The following is a 20,049-nucleotide window of genomic DNA, read 5'->3' on the forward strand; positions in this document are numbered from 1 at the left end:
CTTAGTCCGTTAATGAGTAATTAAAATGTAAAAGATCTAGATGATATAGCTCAGCGACTTTTTCTCTCATTTCTTGTGTGTAAACAGCACCTTTATTCACCTTCTTTTTGCTTTGATTGGTAACAGGTAGCTCTACTGTGATGTTAAGCTTCTTCGCAATATGCTGAAAATCATTCTCAAGGTTCTCAAAATAGCCCACATAATCGATCGCCAATGTCTCGCCATCAAGGGTTAGATAATTAAATTGAGGCATTAAAAAGAAATGTTCGTTTATTTTTTTGTGGGTACACCAATCTAAGACAAATTCTTCAAAAGACTCGATTTTGGCTATGTCAGACAATGGTCCGCGCAAAACAGGGTGGGAAATTTTTTTTGCGTAGCAAAACGTGGAATAAAGCCTGTCCCACGGGTTTCTAACAAATGCAAATTTAAAGTACTGGTTGTATTTCTCTTGGTCAAGCTCAGCATACAGCTTAATTGGGTGGTGCCAAGGTTGCTCTCCATATAAAGCCTGTGACACACTAGTACCGGCCGTTTTAGGAATATGAACAAAAATAGTTTCGCTCTCCTTAAACATAGGCAAATAGGCATTCTTAGGGTTCATTTCAGGGTAACGTAACCTTTCAATCGCATTTTTTAATACCATTGGAATTACATTGTGATAAAGATATTGCACTACTTTTTTCAAACTACTTCTCTCAGAACGCCTTGACGCATCACAAGTCCTAAAAATATCGAATTTTGAATTATAATTCCAGTGGCTGTTGCTATTGCCGCACCATTGATACCGAACAAGGGAACAAGTTGACTATTCAAAACGATATTTACGATTAGTGTACAAACGGTTCCAACGAGCACTTTTCGTTCAACTCCTGTCATCGTTAACAACACACCTAAAGGACCGAACAGCACGTTGATAAATTGAGCCCCAGCCAAAATTAACAAAGAAACTTTAGCAGTAATAAAACTTTCGCCCCACAAGTTTAAGAGCATGTCTGAAGCAAAAAAAATAAGAACCAATACAATAAATGCTGCACTAGAAGATATTTTTATCACCGTAAACAATGATTGCTTTAATTGCACCACGTCCCCGTTTGCATACAATTGCGCAAATTTGTTCGCGACTAAACTTGTAGCAATCACCAAGCTAAACTGCACTAATGACGATAATTTTTGCGCAATATTGTAAAAGGCAACATCATTCAATGATAAATAATGATTTACCATTAGTGTATCTATACTCGTGTTTAAAGCCGTGGCTCCTGCAATTAACGAAAAAGGCAAGCCGCACTTCATGCTTCGAAACATTGAGAAATTGAATGTAGGATGTCTCAATTGTACCGTTGAAAGCACCTTTATCGCTATGACGGCAGCAGCTGCAAAACTAATAACACCATGTGAAATAATTGGGTACATCAAGTTTTGGCTTTGTTGTAAAAAAATTCCGCCTGTTATCAACGCTAAAAATAAAATACCATTGATGGGCAAGCTTTCATAAGCATTAGCAATTGTTACTCTATTTCGACTTCGAACAATAGCCACTAATATTGCAATAAGCGCCCCACCTAATAACGAGAGCTGAAATGCTAAAAACATGGAAAATTGATTAACGCTACCGCCCATTGAAATAAGGTTGAGCGATATCAACCCGGCAATCAGCAGGTTGGCCAACAGGCTCATTACAATGATAATTTTTAACGCGTTTAAGATTATGCCTGGTTGGCTAGTTTTTGAATGAGATAGAGCTTTTAATAGAAACCTGTCTTGACCGCATTTCACTACAATCAAAAATAAATTTAAGAGCGTTATATAAAGAACGTATATGCCTAACGTCTCTTCATTAAATAAGCGACTCAATAGTAAGCTAATAGCGACACCGAAAATAAGTGTAGAAGATTTTATTACTGCATTTACTAAGAACAACAGTCGCACTTTAGCAAGATCTTATAGTTTTTATTATTGGGGCTAGCTTACCAACAATTTGTGACAATTCCTAAAGATATCAATTTATAGTAACCTTAAATTATTATTTCCATCGTTATACTTTCAGTAAATTATGTGTAACTATTGAGGCCAATTATTGTTGAACATTGTCGAACAATATGGATAACAACAAATCTAGTTTTTCTTCCTCTTTCCAAACATATAAACAACTAGGCTTTACTAATATTTTTTTTGTCGGAGTATATCGCTTGGCTTTAAAGCTGGAATACTTCAAAAAAAAACAGCCGGTGTGTTCATGGCATTATGTACCGGATACACAATTTTTTGACGTCAATGGAAAAATCAGTAGTGAAGCAAACAAACGACCGGTAAAACCTAGAGCAATAAAGGCATTTGGATGGCTCAATGTTGATAATAAGCGCCCTCCCAACTGGTTAAAACCAGTCGACAATGACGCTGTGCTCGCTGACAACACCATGCACTGGAGTGAGTTTAACGAATTTTCCCTTAATATTGGCGACATTAAAACAGTTTGGGAATTGTCTCGATTTGATTGGCTAGTAAACTTCGCCGCTCAGTACTTGTCTACTAATGACAAGCAAATTATCGAGAAAATGAATCTTTGGATAAATGACTGGTGTCAGCACAACCCTATCAACCAAGGCGTGAACTGGCGTTGCGGTCAAGAAGCATCAATTCGAGTGATGCATGTTGTATCGGCTATTTATATGCTCGAGCAACAAGACACCATCTCGCAAGCCTTGTTCAATTTCCTCTTTCAGCATTTGATGCGTATTTCTCCAACGCGATTTTACGCGGTGGCGCAAGATAACAATCACGGAACGAGTGAAGCTTGCGCTTTGTTTATTGGCGGTTTAGTCCTACAAAAATCATTAGATAATAAACTACGTGCACAAGGCAGGGTATGGGAAAAACAAGGACGATTTTGGCTTGAAAATAGAGCAAAGCACTTAATCGCTGAAGATGGTTTATTTAGTCAATTTTCTGTTAATTATCATCGACTAATGCTTGACACTTTATCGTTAGCAGAGCAAATAAGAAAAAACATCTCAGCGCCTAAGTTTTCTAGTACCTTCTATAATAAAGCGAAATTAGCCTCTCTTTGGCTCTATTCATTGACCGATAAAACAACAGGTGACGTACCTAATATTGGCGCAAATGATGGGGCACAAATACTTGCCATTACCACCTGTGATTACCGAGATTATCGGCCATCTGTTCAGTGGGCATTTAACCTATTCGTGTCATGCGATGCATACCCTCCCAACGGTATATACCAACAGTTGACTGACTTAATGTCCTCAACAAAATCGATTGATGTCGAGAAGAGCTTTTTTCAAACTGCAATTCCAGCACAAAGAGAACTAGCAAGCTATGTCGGGTTATCCACGCAAGTACACGCGCTTACTTGTCAGCATGCAAGAGTGTTTATAAAAACGCCATTACCAACCTTTAGAGCCTCAAGCTGCGATGCATTGCATGTCGATTTATGGCTCGGGAGTGTTAATTTATTATGTGACGCAGGCTCTTATAGCTACAACTGTGAGCCCGAGCTACAACATTATTTTTCTTCAACCCAAGCACACAACACCGTGCAATTTGATGATAGGGAACAAATGCCCAAATTGTCTCGCTTTCTTTATTCAAATTGGATAGAGACAAAAGTATCGAAAGTCAATGAAAAAAGCTTAACAGCTAGCTATCAAGACTATAGACAGTGCCGTCATATGCGATCACTTCAGCTATCAACCAATAACTTAATAGTGATAGATGATGTAGCCAATTTTGACGACGTGGCGATACTTAGATGGCGATTAGCCGCAAGTAACTGGCAACTTGATGGCGCGACATTAACTTCTGATTTGGGCGAGCTGACTATTGCATCGGAAAATACAAAATTCACGTTGGCGCTTGTTGATGGGCTTGAGTCTCGTTACTATCTACAAAAGCGCACAATCCCTGTGCTTGAAGTTACTCTGCGTAAAGCAGGGACAATCACAACAATAATAAATTGGTCCCAATGAGAATACTGTATTTCCATCAACATTTTTCAACACCAAAAGGTGCAACCGGCATTCGCTCCTACGAAATGGCCAAAGCGTTGGTGGCCAAGGGACATCAAGTCACGATGGTGTGTGGGTCATACAAAGGCGGAAACACTGGCATAGCTGTACCGTTTAGCAATGGCAAACGTCAAGGGCTTGTCGACGGTATTGAAGTGATCGAATTTGAACTTGATTATGCCAATGAACAAAGCTTTTTGAAGCGAACGACGACTTTCCTTTCTTTTGCATTCAAAAGTATAAAGGTCGCTTTGACCGCAAAATACGATCTTCTATTTGCCACAACGACACCGCTCACCGCCGCCTTACCAGGCATTTTTGCGAAGATACTTAGACGAAAGCCATTTGTGTTTGAAGTGAGAGATTTGTGGCCAGAGTTACCTAAAGCCATGGGCGTAATATCAAACCCCATTATTTTGGCTGCAATGGGGGCGCTAGAGTGGATTGCATACAAATTAGCGGATGCCCATATAGCGCTATCGCCTGGCATAGAACAAGGTATTGTTAGACACCTTAGTGCCACCTATCAATCCAGAAATGATATAGCTTTGATCCCTAATGGCTGCGACATTGATATTTTTTCTCAAGCAGAAGCGCATTGGCAACCCGAGCAAATTGAAAATGATGATTTTGTCGCGATTTTTTCAGGCACACACGGCATCGCCAACAACTTGAATAGTGTTTTAGATGTTGCCGCTAAGCTAAAAATAAATGACATTAAGCAGGTAAAAATCATTCTCATTGGTCAAGGTAAATTGAAAGAACAACTGAAAGCCCGTGCGGAAAACGAACATCTCGATAACGTTATTTTCCTTGAGCCAGTTAATAAACAAAAATTGGCGCAACTTATGAAAAGGGCTGATGTAGGTTTGCAAGTACTTGCTGACATCCCTGCATTTTATTATGGCACGTCACCTAACAAGTTTTTTGATTATATTAGCGCTAGTTTACCCGTTATCAATAACTACCCAGGTTGGGTTGCTGATTTAATCAATTCGCACCATTGTGGTATTGCTGTAAAAGCAAATGACCCAGAATCTTTTGCCCAAGCACTGATTACATTGAGTGAAGATAGAGTTTTGCACAAAAAAATGTCTGACAATGCCTTTACACTTGCCAGTGCACAGTTTTCTCGATCACTTTTGGCCGAAAAATTTGTCGCCCAGTTAGAAAAGGTCGCCTATAAAAATGCTTAAACGATGCTTTGATTTTTTGGTTTCACTTGTGAGTTTAATAATACTGCTCCCTATATTATTGGTACTGGCACTTTTAGTTAGAATCAATTTAGGTAGCCCAATTATTTTCAGCCAAGCTCGACCTGGTCTCAATGGCGAAGTTTTTAATATGTTCAAATTTAGATCGATGACCAGTGAATGCGATGCAACTGGTGAGCTGCTACCTGACGCAGTGCGTTTGACAAAATTTGGCAAGTTTTTACGTGCATCAAGCATGGACGAATTACCTGGCCTTTGGAATGTACTTATCGGAAAAATGAGCTTAGTGGGACCACGTCCATTACTCGTAGAGTATTTGCCGCTTTACAATAAACAGCAAGCGAGAAGGCACAAGGTTAAACCCGGTATTACAGGCTGGGCACAAGCTAATGGCAGAAACAACCTGTCGTGGGCTGAAAAATTTGACCTAGATGTGTGGTATGTTGAAAACCAATCTTTTGGGTTAGATATCAAAATCTTGTTTTTAACCGTATATAAAGTCGTCAAACGCAGCGACATCAGTGCGCAGGGTGAAGCAACCATGACAAAATTTACAGGTAACAACTAATGAAAAGATTGGCTATCATCGGTGCTGGCGGACACGGAAAAGTGGTCGCAGACTGCGCAGAAAAAGCTGATGAATATGATGAAATATTCTTTATTGATGCAATCTACCCAAATACAACACAAGTACTACATTGGCATATCAAAGCTAGTAGTGAAGATTGGCAAAAATATATCAACTCGGCAGATTTTGTCGTTGCGATTGGTAACAATGAGACTCGATTGCGATTAACGAAGGAATTAATTGAGCGAAATGCAAACGTAGTATCAATAATTCATCCGTCAGCACAAGTAAGTTCCTATAGCACCATTGGGCAAGGCACGGTCATTTTTGCTAATGCTGTCATAAATTGTTCAACGGAGCTTGGCATTGCCAACATCATCAACACAAGTGCAACCGTTGATCATGACTGCAAAATAGGTGATGGCAGCCATGTTTGCCCTGGCGCTCATATCGCGGGCGGCGTTAATCTCGGCAAACACTGCTGGGTTGGAATTGCCAGTGCGATTATCCAATGCGTTAATATCACCAATAACGTAACAATCGGCGCACAAGCTTGTGTCCTTAACAATATCTCAGCGTCAGGCACATACGTCGGTACGCCTACTCAAAAAATTAAATAGAAGGTAATAACGTGCTCAATTCCCCCTTTTCGCCATGGCCTAGTTTTACAGATGAAGAAACGGCCGCTGTAACGCGCGTTCTACAATCAAATAAAGTGAATTATTGGACAGGACAAGAAGGTCGACAATTTGAACATGAATTTGCCAATTTCACCGACAGTAAACACGCTATTGCCGTCGCCAATGGCACACTAGCGTTAGATCTTGCCCTTAATGCTTTAGATATTGGTGCGGGAGATGAGGTCATAGTCACACCTAGAACCTTTATTGCGTCAATTAGTACCATCATTAATGCAGGGGCTATCCCTGTCTTTGCGGATGTTGACCTAGTTAGTCAAAACATTACCGCAGACACAATAGCGCCCGTACTAACAGATAACACCAAAGCGATCATGTGCGTCCACCTAGCGGGCTGGCCCTGCGATATGGACTCTATAATGTCATTAGCAAATAAGCATAATTTATTAGTGATTGAAGATTGTGCTCAAGCTCATGGTGCTACATATAAGGGGCGTTCAGTAGGCAGTATCGGTCACGTCGGTTGCTGGTCTTTTTGCCAAGATAAAATCATCACCACCGGCGGTGAAGGAGGCATGCTGACCACTAATGATGAACAGTTATGGCGTAAAGCATGGGCCTTTAAAGATCATGGTAAGTCTTATGCTGCGGTGTATGAGAAACAACATCCCCCAGGTTACCGTTGGCTACACGAGTCTTTTGGTACAAACTGGCGATTAACAGAAATGCAATCAGCCATTGGCCGCATTCAAACGAAGCGGATGCCTCAATGGACCAAATTAAGAAACCAGTACGCTAGCCAAATTTTTGCTATCTGCGAGCAATTTGACTGGCTAGTGGTTGACACGCCAGCTTCCTATATTACCCATGCATATTACAAATGCTATGTGCGTGTCGCTGCAGATAAATTACCGAAACACTGGACGCGAGATACCGTAATTGATCAACTTACCAGCTTGGGTATTCCAAGTTTTTCTGGTAGCTGCTCCGAAGTCTATAGAGAAAATGCGTTTAACAATACGCCGTATCGACCGGCATACAGGCTGAAAAATGCAAAAGAGTTAGGTGAAACCAGTCTGATGTTTTTGGTGCACCCCACGTTAACCGAACAAGAAATCAGCAAAGTTTGTCGTGCGTTAACGCAAGTTGACGAAAAAGTCACTCAACTTATTGATACGATGTAAATACAAAGGTGACAATCGTAACAAAAGTTGTCACACTGAGGAGCAATAAAGGAATACACCCCGATACGGATATTAAAATAATAAAAAGCTAAAGGTGTATGACATATGATCAGACGAATTGATCTGATTCCGGCTCCGTTTAAGTTTGCTATAATCTTAGGTTACGACTTTAGTGCGCTATGTATCGCTTTTTTCCTGTCTTATTTTTTAAGGCTTGGAGGAGATATATATAGCTTTACACTTGCTGAACTTGCCGTTTTCACAACAACCACAATATTTACATTAGGTGCTTTTTACGTCACTGACGTTTACGCATCTATTGTTCGATTTTTTAACGCAAAAGCCTCTATCAAAATCATCGCAATTTTGACTCTGTCGGCATGTGTTTGTTATTTGTCTGCGCAAGTATTTGACGCATTTGTACCTCGCTCGGTTCCTTTTTCCTTTTTAGTTTTATCCGCCATCATGGTTGCTGGAGCACGTGCATTAGTTGGTTTTTCAATCGAAGAGCATTTATTTGATGAGCGTGAAGGGGTTGTTATTTATGGAGCAGGAACAACTGGGCGTCAACTTTTAACATCTTTAACCACGGGCAATAAATATCAAGTACTTGCCGTAGTTGATCAAAAAGCCCGTTACCATGGTCGTTCTGTTTTCGGTGTTAAAATTTATTCTCCGGCTGAAATCAACCAGCTAATTGAAAAATATGGGCAGTTCAAAGTATTAATTGCGGTCAATCAAGTCAATCCTGCACGGATGAAGAATATTGTTGATTGCCTTGAGCCTTATGCTCTTGAGCTATTAACCGTCCCTTCAATGTATGACATCGTATCAGGCAAAAGGACGATCGATGAACTTCGAGAAGTTTCAATAGACGAGCTGTTAGGCCGAGAACCGGTGGCTCCCGTTGATGAGTTGCTCAATGCTAACATAGAAGATAAGGTCGTTTTAGTCTCTGGGGCTGGTGGGTCAATCGGTAAAGAGCTATGTCGTCAAATTATTAAGCAAAAACCAACTAAGTTAATCCTACTTGATGTCAGCGAAGCATTTTTATACGTTGTCAATCAGGAGATAGTTGAACTTCAAACTGAGTTTTCAAGCAACATTCCCGTCGTCCCACTCATTGGCAATGTGCAAAATGGCATGTTAATGACGCGAATTTTTAAAGCACATCAAGTGCAAACCATTTATCATGCAGCGGCGTATAAACACGTACCAATGGTTGAAAACAATGTCATAGCCGGCATCACTAACAATGTATTGGGCACTTTTGAAATTGCCCAAGCAGCAGTATTTTGTGAGGTTGAAACCTTCGTCTTGATCTCTACAGATAAAGCGGTTCGGCCGACCAATGTTATGGGTGCCACGAAGCGACTTGCTGAGCTGATATTGCAAGGTCTCGCCCACAGAGATCATGACACGCGCTTTGTTATGGTGCGCTTTGGTAATGTACTTGGGTCGTCTGGCTCTGTTGTTCCACTCTTTAAGAAACAAATTAAAAAGGGCGGTCCAATTACAGTAACGCACCCCGACATTATTCGCTATTTTATGACCATTCCTGAAGCAGCTCAGCTAGTTATTCAAGCAGGCGCTATGGGTAAAGGCGGCGATGTTTTTGTGTTGGACATGGGGAAACCTGTTCGCATCGTTGATCTTGCAATTAAGATGACGCATTTAATGGGACTCACCGTGAAAGATGAATCGAATCCTAACGGAGATATTAGTATTGAATATAGCGGTTTACGCCCGGGCGAAAAGCTTTATGAGGAGCTCTTAATCGATGATCATGCAAAAGCGACCACACACCGACGTATTTTAACGGCAAGTGAACGATCAATCAGCTGGAGCGAAGTAATGAAGTTACTCAACCAATTGACCGACGCTATGGAAGAGGAGAATGTCTCGGCAATCAGACAACTACTGATGGATGCGCCTCTTGGCTATGCACCAACGGATACTCAACCAGAAAAACAAGAACTTGAGAGCCAAAAAAGTGCCGAACTCAATTTAAAAAAATTGGCATTCGCCACTTAAAAGTACATTAGCCTCAAGGTAGGCATTCTGACTTCACTTTGATTAGCGATTATTGTTTAAGTACCATAATCCAAGCACTTGCATAATCAGACAAGTGCTTATTGGCTTGATGATAATCTTTCCATCCGTAATAACTATCAACCAGTAAGTCAAGTTGAAACAAGTTATCATCAAATGCACCGCCTTCATCAGCCAATATCGCCAGTCGGCTAACGTCTGCACCGTTAGTCTGATATTGAAGCAAGAATAGCTTACCTAGTCCGAGTTGTTTGATGTTACCAGCAACACTAACATGCGGCGCCAAGGCAATTTTTTCATCAATTTTTTGACCATAACCCATGATGCTAGGCACTTCAGCAAAATACCAATAACGCGCTTGTTCTCGCTTACCGATATGGTAGTCATAGGCGATACCATTATTACGATGTACATTGAAATAACGCGTTTGACCATTGACTTCAAGCACACCTGTTCCCTGTAACAATACATCGTGCAATGCTTCTTCACTAATCCACACCAGTGGCTTTGCCAAGTTATTTTTTAACAGTGCGCCTTGTATCACCTGCTGTCTTGTATACCGATACCTAGTTAATGATGACTGGCGCTTGCTCGCTTCCTCAATAGAGACTCCTTGTTCATCAAACGGTAACGCATAAAGTGCTTGTGTGTACTTAGGCGTTTGCTGCTCACTTCCCTTTAACAGCTTTGTGTAATACTTTGTCAAAAATATTTGCTGCTCAGGAATATTACTCAGTAAGCGACGTTTGACTTGGTTGGTGCTCTTTTTCGCTACAGTATTCGCCTTTTCTTTATCAGGAAGCCAATGCACAAACTCAAAATTTTCCTTTAGAAATCGAGGGTCTGTTAATCGTGCAACGCGTCCCGTGACTAGATCTTCTTGAGCTGTCTTGCATATGAAAGCAAGGGTACGTTTAACACGTTCAAGGCTTATATTATTGTTAAGCATTTCCCCGCCATGCACCGCGTAACGATCATTTTCATGGCGGTTAATATAGTCAAGCGTATTTCCCGCTACTTTACATAAAGCACCTGTATCAAAGGTTAAATTACCTGAAAATTCAGGTGGCAACACTTTGGTAAATTTTGGCTGGGCTATGCTTTGTGCGGTGAAGCTAATTGTTGCTAATAACAACAGCACTCTTATTGGTGTCATACGCGGACCTTTTATTTGTTAATTACATTATGGAGGAATGTCCGAGGGATTAAGCCAATAATATCAAAAAAACCTTTATTCTATAATTGCTTAAGAAAAGAAAATTTCAGATTTTGACTTATACTTGAAATCATACATTATCTTTTAGTAAATAAAGGTTTTTTGAATGCCACAAAATAATATTGTCGAGTTTCGTTTTTTAGCCGAGCCTACCGATGTCAATTTTGGCGGCAAAGTCCATGGCGGTATGGTGATGAAGTGGATTGACCAAGCGTCATACGCTTGTGCTGCCCAGTGGAGCAAACACTACTGTGTCACGGTATCAGCCAATGCCATTCGATTCATTCGCCCCATTTTAGTGGGACAGCTTATTACAGTGGAAGCGCGCATTGTTCATACCGGTAAAACAAGTATGCATATTTATGTTGTCGTTCGTGCTGTCGATCCTAAAGCTGAAAAGGCTGCTATTACAAACCGCTGCTTTATTACCTTTATGGCGGTTGATGATGCTGGTTTTCCCGTATCTGTCCCTTCGTTTACCCCTGAAAATAAAGAAGATATCCAACTAGAACAAGTAGCGATACAAGGTAAAGAGTTTGCTCAACAACTGGACAAAGATTTTGGAGAGAAGTTAGGGTGGAAATAGGCGCTGGGGATATAAAATTTATTGGCCGCTCGGTTAGTTCTGATAGAAAGAGCGGCATTTGAGTACAGAAGTAGAACGGCTATTTAACCGTAAGTCACTCATAGGTTTTCTATCAAAAAACACATCGTTTGGACGTGCTATCACCAGCTAACCTAATGTAAAATTAGCTGGTGGTGGTCTCTTATGTTACCTGTTAACGTTTAACAGGAACTCTCTTACTCACACTAATATTAGCCATCACTCTTCGATTTTGTGCATGCGCTGCTTGAGTATTTTCAGGATTGATCAATTGCTCCTCCCCATACCCTAAAACTGATAATTGCCCTGCTTTTACGCTATGAGTTGAAATTAAGCGCTTAACAATAGCATTAGCACGTTTTAAAGATAGCGCCTTATTATACTCAGCGCTACCAAGGCTAGACGTATGCCCCTCAATGACTAAAGCAATATTTTTGTTGGCATTTAAGAAGTCAGCCATTGCTGCGACTTCTGCATAAAACTCAGGTTTAATAATATCTTTGTCATGATCAAATTTGACCAATAATTCAATACTTGTTTTATCATCCACAAATATTGTACAACCTGCGGCATCAACTTTATCCACCATCGGCGTACCGGGACATCGGTCTCGGTTGTCAACAACACCATCCTTGTCTGAGTCGCTCGCAGCGACAACTTTCTTATTCTGTTTTACACGGGCTGTTTGCTCATTGCTTCCAAAAAAGTGAATAAAGCCAACTTGAGTGGTTAATTCATCATAACGTTCAGAAAATTGATAATTTGCTTTCGACTCGATATAAAACGCATTATTTTGCGAAAAATAGTGTCGATACCCCGCACCGAGATTACCGGAAATTTGTGATTGACCAATATCTAAATTATTGACACCACCGATCACATAGAAATTTTTCTCTGTAGGAAAGAATAAAACATCCATTGCTAGTGTCGCGCCATCGGGTTCATTAAATCCTTTATGGGCACTGTCTAAGTCAAATTGACCGTAGGAAAGCCTTAGCTCTGTTGAAGGGAGCCAACGATAGCCGATTTCGCCGCCAACGCCATTACCTTGATCCATATATGAGCGGGGGTCTTCAGTCAACGTGCGCTCATTATCCGTTTGGATATTCATCAAATGAATACCACCAAAGTATTGGCCGACAAGGTCGGCCCCTAACGGTTGCTCTGCTGCACTTATGCTTAGGCTAGTTACAAGCAAAGATGATGAAAGTAACGCCGTTAGTCTATTTTTTTTTGTTATTCCCATGAATAAATGGTCCTTTATCCTTAATAATTTTATCGGTAACTGGCTGATTGAAAATAGGTCCTTTTTCAATCAGCCATTTTGAATTTTTGTTCTCTCTTAACTGTTTTCTAATAAAAACCAATTCTTTATATAATACGAAAGTGTTTCATATCTATATCTCTAATGATTGCCTTGTTTGCTTGTAAATGCATAACGGCTTTGCCAACCAAGCGTTAAGATTAAAACAAAATAGACGGCATTGGCCGGTGCTTGTAAATTAAAGTCCACCGTCATGTGAATTAACATACCGATGATTGCCATCATGCAACCAAAAGCTGTCCCTTTCATTAATGTGTGCCTGCGGTGTCTAATCGCGTAAAAGCAATGCCATAAACTGCTCAGCACCATAACCGCCAATACGACAACGGCAGGAATACCGTATTCAATGGTGAACTGTAGATAGTCATTATGAGCATGATCATAGAAATATGAGATCTCTTTGCTTTGCACCGAAGGAAATATGGTGTAAAAACTTCCCGCCCCGCTACCAGTGACTGGGAACTTTTCGATGAGTGCTAACCCTTCAATATTTACTTCGTCTCTGGTTTCTTGGCTCAAATTGGTCTGCTCTATCCTATCTTTAACTTTGTCGATACCAAACCACGCACCAAGAATAAAAGTATCAATAACAAGTAGGCTAACCAATAAATAAGTTAAACCTTTACTCCGGTTTTTAAAATAAAAAAATGCGATAGAGCCTGTAAATGTCATAGAGATAAAAAAAGCGGCATTTCCCATTCTAGATTTCGACATAACCAAACCAATTACCATAAGCGCTAGTGCGATTCGCAATACGGCTTTGCCTTGCAATAACGCGGCAACAGCTTGTCGAAGTTTGGCCTTATTATTTTCCACACGGTGTTTCGCAAGGTTGGCGACTAGTAAGCCAATTCCGATAGATAAAGACAATAAGAGAAAATTGGCGAAGTGATTTTTATAAATAAAACTCCCGGTTGCAATAGCGCTATTGGAGGCTTGAACCACCCATGAAACAGCATTACCAGATTGAGCTTGCAATGTACCGTATACCGCTTGAAACATGCCTGAAAGCACCATGACAACGAGGAGTGTTTTCATTCTTTTTTCTGATGTCACCAAAAAAAGGCATAAGAGCATCAGGCAAAAATAAGAGGCACTTTTAAGTAATTCAACGTAAGTTTCGCTAGCATCAACAGACAATGTTTGCAGGTGATCAGGAGAATAACTAAAAACATCCTTTAAATTGGGGCTAAGAAAAGCGAGCACACTTTGCGGTAATGGCAGTATTTGAAATAAGAGCCATAACAAAACAGAGACGTACATGATGAGTAAAGGAAGGTACTCTCTTATTTTCTTAGTAATATTTTTTCTCTGTTTGATTGCTAAAAACATATGCAATGCTAGTAATGAAAAAGCAACAATTTCAATAATCGCCCATGCCCATGGACGATTGGAGCCAAGTGGAATAGGCACCCAGAAAATCAGCAATAAAAAACAATAAAATTGTGCTCTGTCCAGTTTCTCTATCATTAGTATTAGCGTAGTAAGTTCATGACTATTGGTATTATTTAAATTTCATTACATGTTAATTAATGCAGACATTAAAAAGACCCTAAAAAGGGCCTTTTCAAAAGTCTGAATATGTCATTCTAGTTATTTGATGCGGTATTGCCATCTGTTTCAGAGGCACCTGTGCCACCGTTTCGACCACCAATAATTGGCGGAGCTGTCGCTCCTGACGGGGGAACAATTGACAAATTACCTGCTGCTGTAGGCTCTGATAGTGTAGCAGGATCGCCTCCGCCAGCAATGGCCGCAATTAAAATATCAGCTGGCTGCATTACCCCGGTTTCAGAGGCAAATTGCATTAAATTTTGATGTTGATCCGATGGCGTTAATGAAATCATCGTCTCAATAATTTGATCACCAAACGTTGGGCAACTAATGAGTAGATTTGATAATGTTGTAGCTATATCAGGTGATTGTGAATTAACTTCATTTGCTAAAACAGCTGCGAAATCATTACAATTGGCGCTCGCTGTACTTGACGTTGTCGCTTGCTCCGCAAACGCCGCCATACTGGTACTACCTAAAATCAATGTAGTTAATACTACTTTCTTTATATCCATTTTTAACTCTCCAGTTTGGCTCTTTTTTCAAAGAACATATAGCCTAAATTCTAGGCAAAAACGCTTAAAATATCAACGACATTTTAGTGTCAACTTCCTTTACACTATTCACATGACGTATTATTCAGTTCAAAACCATGGAGTAGGTTTGGAAATGCCAAAACCCTGGAAATTATCAACAAAAAGCGATTTAAGGTGATCTTTTTGACTCTCTGTCTCAATTAACTCACCGATAACGCTAATATGTAAGCTGTGAGCTATATTAACTAACGATTGAACAAACAACTGGTTTTCAGATGATGTTTCAATTTGTTGGCTATAGCTACCATCAATTTTGACAAAATCAGGTTTGACTCGCATCAGTTGGGCGAATGAAGCCGTACTTAAGCCAAAGTGCTCTAACGTAATTCTACATCCTAATGATTTTAGTTTTTGGCATAAATTGAATACATTTTCAGCGTACAAATTCAGGCTTTGCTCACTTATTTCGAAAGTGATAAATCGGGTTAAATGAGGGTACCTATTTAACTCATCAATAAGCCATACACAAAAACTTTTCGTTCGTATAGAACCAGAGCTTAAATTGATAGCAATATTTTCGGGCGCTTTAGTTAGGCATTCTAATGCTTTGCTGATGACTAGCTCATCAAATTTAGCGGTCATATTGAGACGTTGTGCAACAGACATTAATTGCCCCATAGGTATTGGTGTATTGTCTTCAGCATGTTTAAAGCGGGCATAGAGCTCTTTGTATAAAGGAGTGTTATCTTTATCCATTACCGATTGAACAGCAAAGTCGACTTCTTTTTTAGCGAGTAACTTATCAAGTTGCTCTTTCCAAAGTGTATTGCCTTTGGGTAAAGGGATTTGATCGGTCACGCTCCAGCTATTTGAATCATGCCGAGCGTTGACTAACGCATTATCTGCGAAAGCCAAAATATCACTTAATGACTCTTTAGCAGCAAAAGGTGTTATCCCAATATGGGCAAAACTTTTGGGTTGTAAAACCTTATCAATATCTTCATTTATTAAAGAAAGTGATTCATTAAATTTTGCCATCAATTTATTAACAATGTCTTCACATCGTTGTTTGGTTTCTTCTTGTATGGTCACGGCAAAATCAGCGCCTGCAATTCTATATGCTTTGTGCGAATGGCTTTGCTCAATGTTATTGACTACAGAATTGATTATACTGGCCGCTTTGAGGACATAGTTATCCCCTGCCAAATAACCACTGGATTTATTGATATGATCTAAACTAGAAAGCCTGATAATAAGCAAGTATCCCGAACTTTCGTGCTCTTGGTTATTTAATATTGAGTCAAACTGATTAATAAAAGAACGTCGATTTGGGAATTGAGTCAACTCATCCATAAACGCAAACTGCTGATATTTTTCTGTTTGCTGAGTCAGTTCTTTGAACATGTTTTGTAAGATACGCGACATACGATTCATCGCATTAACAAACAAATTGAGCTCTACCGGCTTAGGAATATCATTAACTTGTACAAAATTTCCCTGGCAAATCTGATCCGCTTGAAGTGCCGCTCTTTTGATGGGCTGGGTAATCGTTTTGAGAACCAAATAAACTAACGTGCCGGCAACGATAAAAAGCCCGAATATCATCCAAAAACTGTTAGTAGCGCTATGCCAAAGCTTTAAATAACCAAAGCCAGGATGACTGGTTATCGCTAATGTTTTTGGCTTAACCCAACCATCGAACACTTCGGTTGACGCTTTAGGTGGGCTAAGTGGAAACAGGCGCACAAACCATAACGGCACACCGTCAATTTTTTTAGGGTTATGCTTTTCCAGCAGTACTTCTCCACTATTGCTGGTTAAAATGACATGTTGATAATAGCCATTATCAAAAATCGCATTGACCATTGCATCAACCGTAGGCAAATCTTCACTACTACTAATAAACGGCGTAATCGACAAGCCTAAAGAGGTTGCAGTGTCCTGAGCATGAGACTTCAGCTGCTTTTCAATAAAGTTGCTGGTGTTAACAACATTGATCCACACCGTGCCAATGAAGACGAGTGTAAGGATTAGCATTAACCCCAAATAAAGTCGTTTAGATAAACTCATATTTTTCTTCTTTTATCTGACATAAGTTATTGGCCATGTTCAATTCGAGTAATAATATCTTGCCATGAACTATGGCTTCCCTTTTCTTTAATTTTTCTACCACGCCCTTGGGCTTTTGCCGCCCACAAGCCATCAGCATTAAAACTGTATATTGGTTTTAGATCTTTACGGTAATTTGCGGGGAGGATTTTTTTGTTGATATTATCCAATACAAGCGGCATCGCATCAGGACTTTCAAAATAAGCTAATACCATATGAGATTGGTTAATACGCAGTGCTCGAACATACATTAGGCGGAGCTTCTCGGCAGGCACCCCCAGTGCTCTTAATGTAAAATACTTTGCAATAGTGAAATCTTCACAATCACCAGCATTGCGACCTAAAAATTCAACAGGGGTCGCCCAATAATCTTCTTGTTGCCATACACGCATGTCATCAACAAAGCGTACTCTGTTAAAAAAACGATTTACGCGGGTTAATTGCTCTTTTTCAGAATCACCGCCAGCATCTTTAACTAGTGCTTGCCAATCTTCAATGCGTTCTTTGGCATCTTCTCCATAATCGGTTTCTACACGCTTTAATAACTCAACTGGAAACAAGTCGATAGGGATATCGGCATGTATGATTAACAACGGTATTATACTCAGCAGTACAATACACTGTTTTAGCCATTTGAATGGGTGATAAATCACAAATTGTTAATCCTGATCCCTATAAAGCTTATACAAGACAAATACCTTTTAATTACAACGTATTTGGTAAGATACAATGTTAAAATATAACTTCATGAATATATAGGCTTTTTAGTTAATTGTTTCACGTGTAATCATCTGGTAGATTATCAACTAATTGCGCCAAAACAAATAACTATTTAAATTAGTCGTTGTACAACAAACGAATTCAGGGACATGAAATTTTGCTTATTAATGTTATGACAGGTTTAAGTAAACATGTATTGCTCAACAGAACTAAGTAAATGACATTAGTCCAAAATAAATCGAGTATACTTAAAAAAGCTTTCGTGAGTTCGTTAGTCTCGAAAGTGGTGAGCTTTTCCTTTCAAATATTTTCGGTGCCTATCTTAATTACCTTTCTCGGTACTGCTGGGTTTGGTTTGTACTCTACCTTGATAACCATTTTCGGCTGGGTATTTTTGATTTCTGGCGGTATAAACCCTGGCGTAACAAGGGTAGTTGCTAGAAAAGGGATTACTCCAAATGCCCTTAAAACCATAGACATTGCAAAGCGTATTAGTCTACTTTTTATCTTCTTGATTTTAGTTTGCGTTCTTATTGCAAAACTAACCTCGTCATCTAATAATATTTATTTATTTGACGCACAACACGTTCTTCTTCTGTTTTGCTTATCAGCACCCATTATTTACTTGTCTCTGACAGATTCCATTAGACAAGGCATGAATGAGCAACACTACAATAACCTTTGGGCTACCGCTGCCACCTTCATTAGCGTTGTTTTTATTGCATTTTTACCCTTTTGGGAACTTGAACAACACCAAGCAATAGCGTGTGTTATTTTAATTATGTATTCACCATTAGTGCTAACTAAGCTTGCTAATACATGGCAACTTAGTCACCGAGACAGTAAGTTGTCTTTGTTTACATTAATGCCTAAAAGTAGGTCGAACCAACGCCTTTTCAAAGCTCTAATTGCTGTAGCAACAGCCAATTTAATAATTCAATTGTCAGTCACAATTAACAAAAGCGCTGTAATGGTTTTCTTGGCCAACACAGACTTGAATGAAGCCGCGAAACTTGAAATTGCTTTTCGCTATTTTCTGATTGCAGGTACCTTTTTTGCGACGATTCAGCAACCTTTGTGGCCGTTAATTATTCAAGCAATTAAAAACAGGGAAATTAGCTGGATGCAAAAAGTAAAAAAGAAAATTTTTGCATTCTATGTTGCTTATAGCATTGCACTAATGATTATTCTTCAGTTCTTTGGTGTTCAAATTTTTAATATATGGTCTAACAACAATTTAGCGTTCTCACTATTTGAACTGCAATTAATCGGTGCCTATTTTATAACCATTGCAATTAATCAGGCGAGTATTGTTTTACTGATGGGGTATAGTGCATTCGCTTTTATTGGCAAAGCACTTATTGTCGAGTCGTTGGTTTTAGTGATGCTTTTAATATCGCCTCTGTTTGAAAGTACCTTTGCAGATGTGCTGACCGCGCTGTTATTGGCAAGATTTTTTACCTCTTCCATTATTTTGTGGCTAGGTGTTAACAAAAGAGAAGCTAAATATGTTGGGTGATATTCATTTTGTTAGCTATGCCGCAGGTCAGTTTAGGCAGAATATTGAAAAAAACCTATGGTTTGTAAATACCTTTATTAAACCAAAATCAAGCCATGTCTTTACTGATGACGACTTAAAAAAAAGTGAGTTTTATCACAAAAACAAAGTACTTCTAGACGAACCAAGAGGTGCTGGTTACTGGGCATGGAAACCATACTTTATATTGCAACAGCTACAGAAAATACCTCGTGAAGACATACTTATTTATCAAGATTGTGGCGTTGGTTACCGTTATAAAAATTTTATAACGCCTACTTGGCTCATCGCGTTTGCAAAAAAACATAGTTTCATACCCGGCATTTATATCCCCGAAAGAGGAATAAATAAGCGTTGGACGAAAAGAAGCGTTTTAACCGCCTTAAATTGCGACAGTGAATTGTATTGGAACACACCACAGGTTCAAGCAACTCTCTCTTTTTGGAAACACGACGATAAGTCGATTGCTTTTTTAACTGAGTGGTTATCACTTTGTCGCCAAAAACAGTTAATTGATGACAGTGCTGACGACGCTATTACTAATTATGATGAGTTTATAGAGCACCGCCATGACCAGTCTTTACTGACATTATTGGCTGTTAAGCACCATGCAGCAGTCCCTAATAATGCAGATGAAACAGTAATGGTAAATAAATCTATATCAATGATAGAATTACATTTTAGAGCTAAAAAGTCGTTTTTTTATCGCCTTTATTTATCCGCTTTATTGTTTATACAAAAACTAAAATAATAAAATTAACAATA

Annotated in this window: 17 protein-coding genes; 9 read left to right on the forward strand and 8 right to left on the reverse strand. The window is 39.4% G+C overall.

Going from position 1 to position 20,049, the window contains the following annotated elements; genetic code table 11:
* Position 1 precedes the first annotated feature (1 nt).
* Positions 2-688, reverse strand: a complete 687-nt coding sequence (locus QUE03_RS17840) for a sulfotransferase family 2 domain-containing protein (protein ID WP_286263315.1) — start codon at positions 686-688, stop codon at positions 2-4.
* Positions 685-1,680 carry an MATE family efflux transporter gene (locus QUE03_RS17845; RefSeq protein ID WP_286263316.1) on the reverse strand — a complete coding sequence of 332 codons (996 nt, stop codon included), beginning with the start codon at positions 1,678-1,680 and terminating at the stop codon, positions 685-687. Before QUE03_RS17845 ends, QUE03_RS17840 begins: the two co-directional genes overlap by 4 nt.
* Positions 1,681-2,192: 512 nt before the next feature.
* Between QUE03_RS17845 and QUE03_RS17850 the strand changes: the two genes are divergently transcribed.
* From QUE03_RS17850 to QUE03_RS17875, 6 genes are all read left to right on the forward strand, one after another.
* On the forward strand, positions 2,193-3,989 hold the full coding sequence (locus QUE03_RS17850; protein ID WP_286263317.1) for a heparinase II/III family protein: 1,797 nt from the start codon (positions 2,193-2,195) through the stop codon (positions 3,987-3,989).
* Entirely contained in the window at positions 3,986-5,224 is a 1,239-nt protein-coding gene (locus tag QUE03_RS17855; RefSeq protein ID WP_286263318.1) for a glycosyltransferase family 4 protein, read from the forward strand. The genes QUE03_RS17850 and QUE03_RS17855 overlap by 4 nt, the downstream gene beginning before the upstream one ends.
* Complete coding sequence (locus QUE03_RS17860) at positions 5,217-5,810, forward strand: sugar transferase (RefSeq protein WP_286263319.1); 594 nt, start codon at positions 5,217-5,219, stop codon at positions 5,808-5,810. The genes QUE03_RS17855 and QUE03_RS17860 overlap by 8 nt, the downstream gene beginning before the upstream one ends.
* Positions 5,810-6,430 carry an acetyltransferase gene (locus QUE03_RS17865; RefSeq protein WP_286263320.1) on the forward strand — a complete coding sequence of 207 codons (621 nt, stop codon included), beginning with the start codon at positions 5,810-5,812 and terminating at the stop codon, positions 6,428-6,430. The genes QUE03_RS17860 and QUE03_RS17865 overlap by 1 nt, the downstream gene beginning before the upstream one ends.
* Positions 6,431-6,441: 11 nt before the next feature.
* A complete protein-coding gene (locus tag QUE03_RS17870) occupies positions 6,442-7,632 on the forward strand; it encodes a DegT/DnrJ/EryC1/StrS family aminotransferase (RefSeq protein ID WP_286263321.1) in 1,191 nt (396 codons plus the stop codon).
* A 105-nt stretch (positions 7,633-7,737) separates the two neighbouring features.
* Positions 7,738-9,666 (forward strand): polysaccharide biosynthesis protein, encoded by a 1,929-nt coding sequence (locus QUE03_RS17875; RefSeq protein WP_286263322.1) that lies wholly within the window; start codon positions 7,738-7,740, stop codon positions 9,664-9,666.
* A 49-nt stretch (positions 9,667-9,715) separates the two neighbouring features.
* Here the strand turns inward: QUE03_RS17875 and QUE03_RS17880 are convergent, their stop codons facing one another.
* A complete protein-coding gene (locus QUE03_RS17880; RefSeq protein ID WP_286263324.1) occupies positions 9,716-10,840 on the reverse strand; it encodes an MltA domain-containing protein in 1,125 nt (374 codons plus the stop codon).
* Positions 10,841-11,006: 166 nt separating this feature from the next.
* On the opposite strand from QUE03_RS17880, the gene QUE03_RS17885 reads away from it, so the two are divergent.
* Positions 11,007-11,486, forward strand: a complete 480-nt coding sequence (locus QUE03_RS17885) for an acyl-CoA thioesterase (protein WP_286263326.1) — start codon at positions 11,007-11,009, stop codon at positions 11,484-11,486.
* Between the two features lie 193 nt (positions 11,487-11,679).
* On the opposite strand, the gene QUE03_RS17890 is transcribed toward QUE03_RS17885, so the two are convergent.
* The 5 genes from QUE03_RS17890 to QUE03_RS17910 form a co-directional block, all read right to left on the reverse strand.
* The gene (locus QUE03_RS17890; protein ID WP_286263328.1) at positions 11,680-12,750 is read right to left on the reverse strand and encodes an OmpA family protein; all 1,071 of its coding nucleotides are present in this window, start codon (positions 12,748-12,750) and stop codon (positions 11,680-11,682) included.
* Positions 12,751-12,909: 159 nt separating this feature from the next.
* A complete protein-coding gene (locus tag QUE03_RS17895; RefSeq protein ID WP_286263329.1) occupies positions 12,910-14,298 on the reverse strand; it encodes an O-antigen ligase family protein in 1,389 nt (462 codons plus the stop codon).
* Between the two features lie 119 nt (positions 14,299-14,417).
* Complete coding sequence (locus QUE03_RS17900; RefSeq protein WP_286263330.1) at positions 14,418-14,897, reverse strand: hypothetical protein; 480 nt, start codon at positions 14,895-14,897, stop codon at positions 14,418-14,420.
* A gap of 129 nt (positions 14,898-15,026) precedes the next feature.
* The gene (locus tag QUE03_RS17905; RefSeq protein ID WP_286263331.1) at positions 15,027-16,988 is read right to left on the reverse strand and encodes a bifunctional diguanylate cyclase/phosphodiesterase; all 1,962 of its coding nucleotides are present in this window, start codon (positions 16,986-16,988) and stop codon (positions 15,027-15,029) included.
* 26 nt (positions 16,989-17,014) lie between these two features.
* Positions 17,015-17,620, reverse strand: a complete 606-nt coding sequence (locus tag QUE03_RS17910) for a transglutaminase-like cysteine peptidase (protein ID WP_286263332.1) — start codon at positions 17,618-17,620, stop codon at positions 17,015-17,017.
* A gap of 344 nt (positions 17,621-17,964) precedes the next feature.
* Between QUE03_RS17910 and QUE03_RS17915 the strand changes: the two genes are divergently transcribed.
* Complete coding sequence (locus QUE03_RS17915; RefSeq protein WP_286263333.1) at positions 17,965-19,266, forward strand: MATE family efflux transporter; 1,302 nt, start codon at positions 17,965-17,967, stop codon at positions 19,264-19,266.
* Positions 19,256-20,035 carry a hypothetical protein gene (locus QUE03_RS17920; protein ID WP_286263334.1) on the forward strand — a complete coding sequence of 260 codons (780 nt, stop codon included), beginning with the start codon at positions 19,256-19,258 and terminating at the stop codon, positions 20,033-20,035. The genes QUE03_RS17915 and QUE03_RS17920 overlap by 11 nt, the downstream gene beginning before the upstream one ends.
* Positions 20,036-20,049 lie beyond the last annotated feature (14 nt).

This window comes from Thalassotalea atypica (assembly GCF_030295975.1).
Taxonomy (GTDB): Bacteria; Pseudomonadota; Gammaproteobacteria; order Enterobacterales; family Alteromonadaceae; genus Thalassotalea_F; species Thalassotalea_F atypica.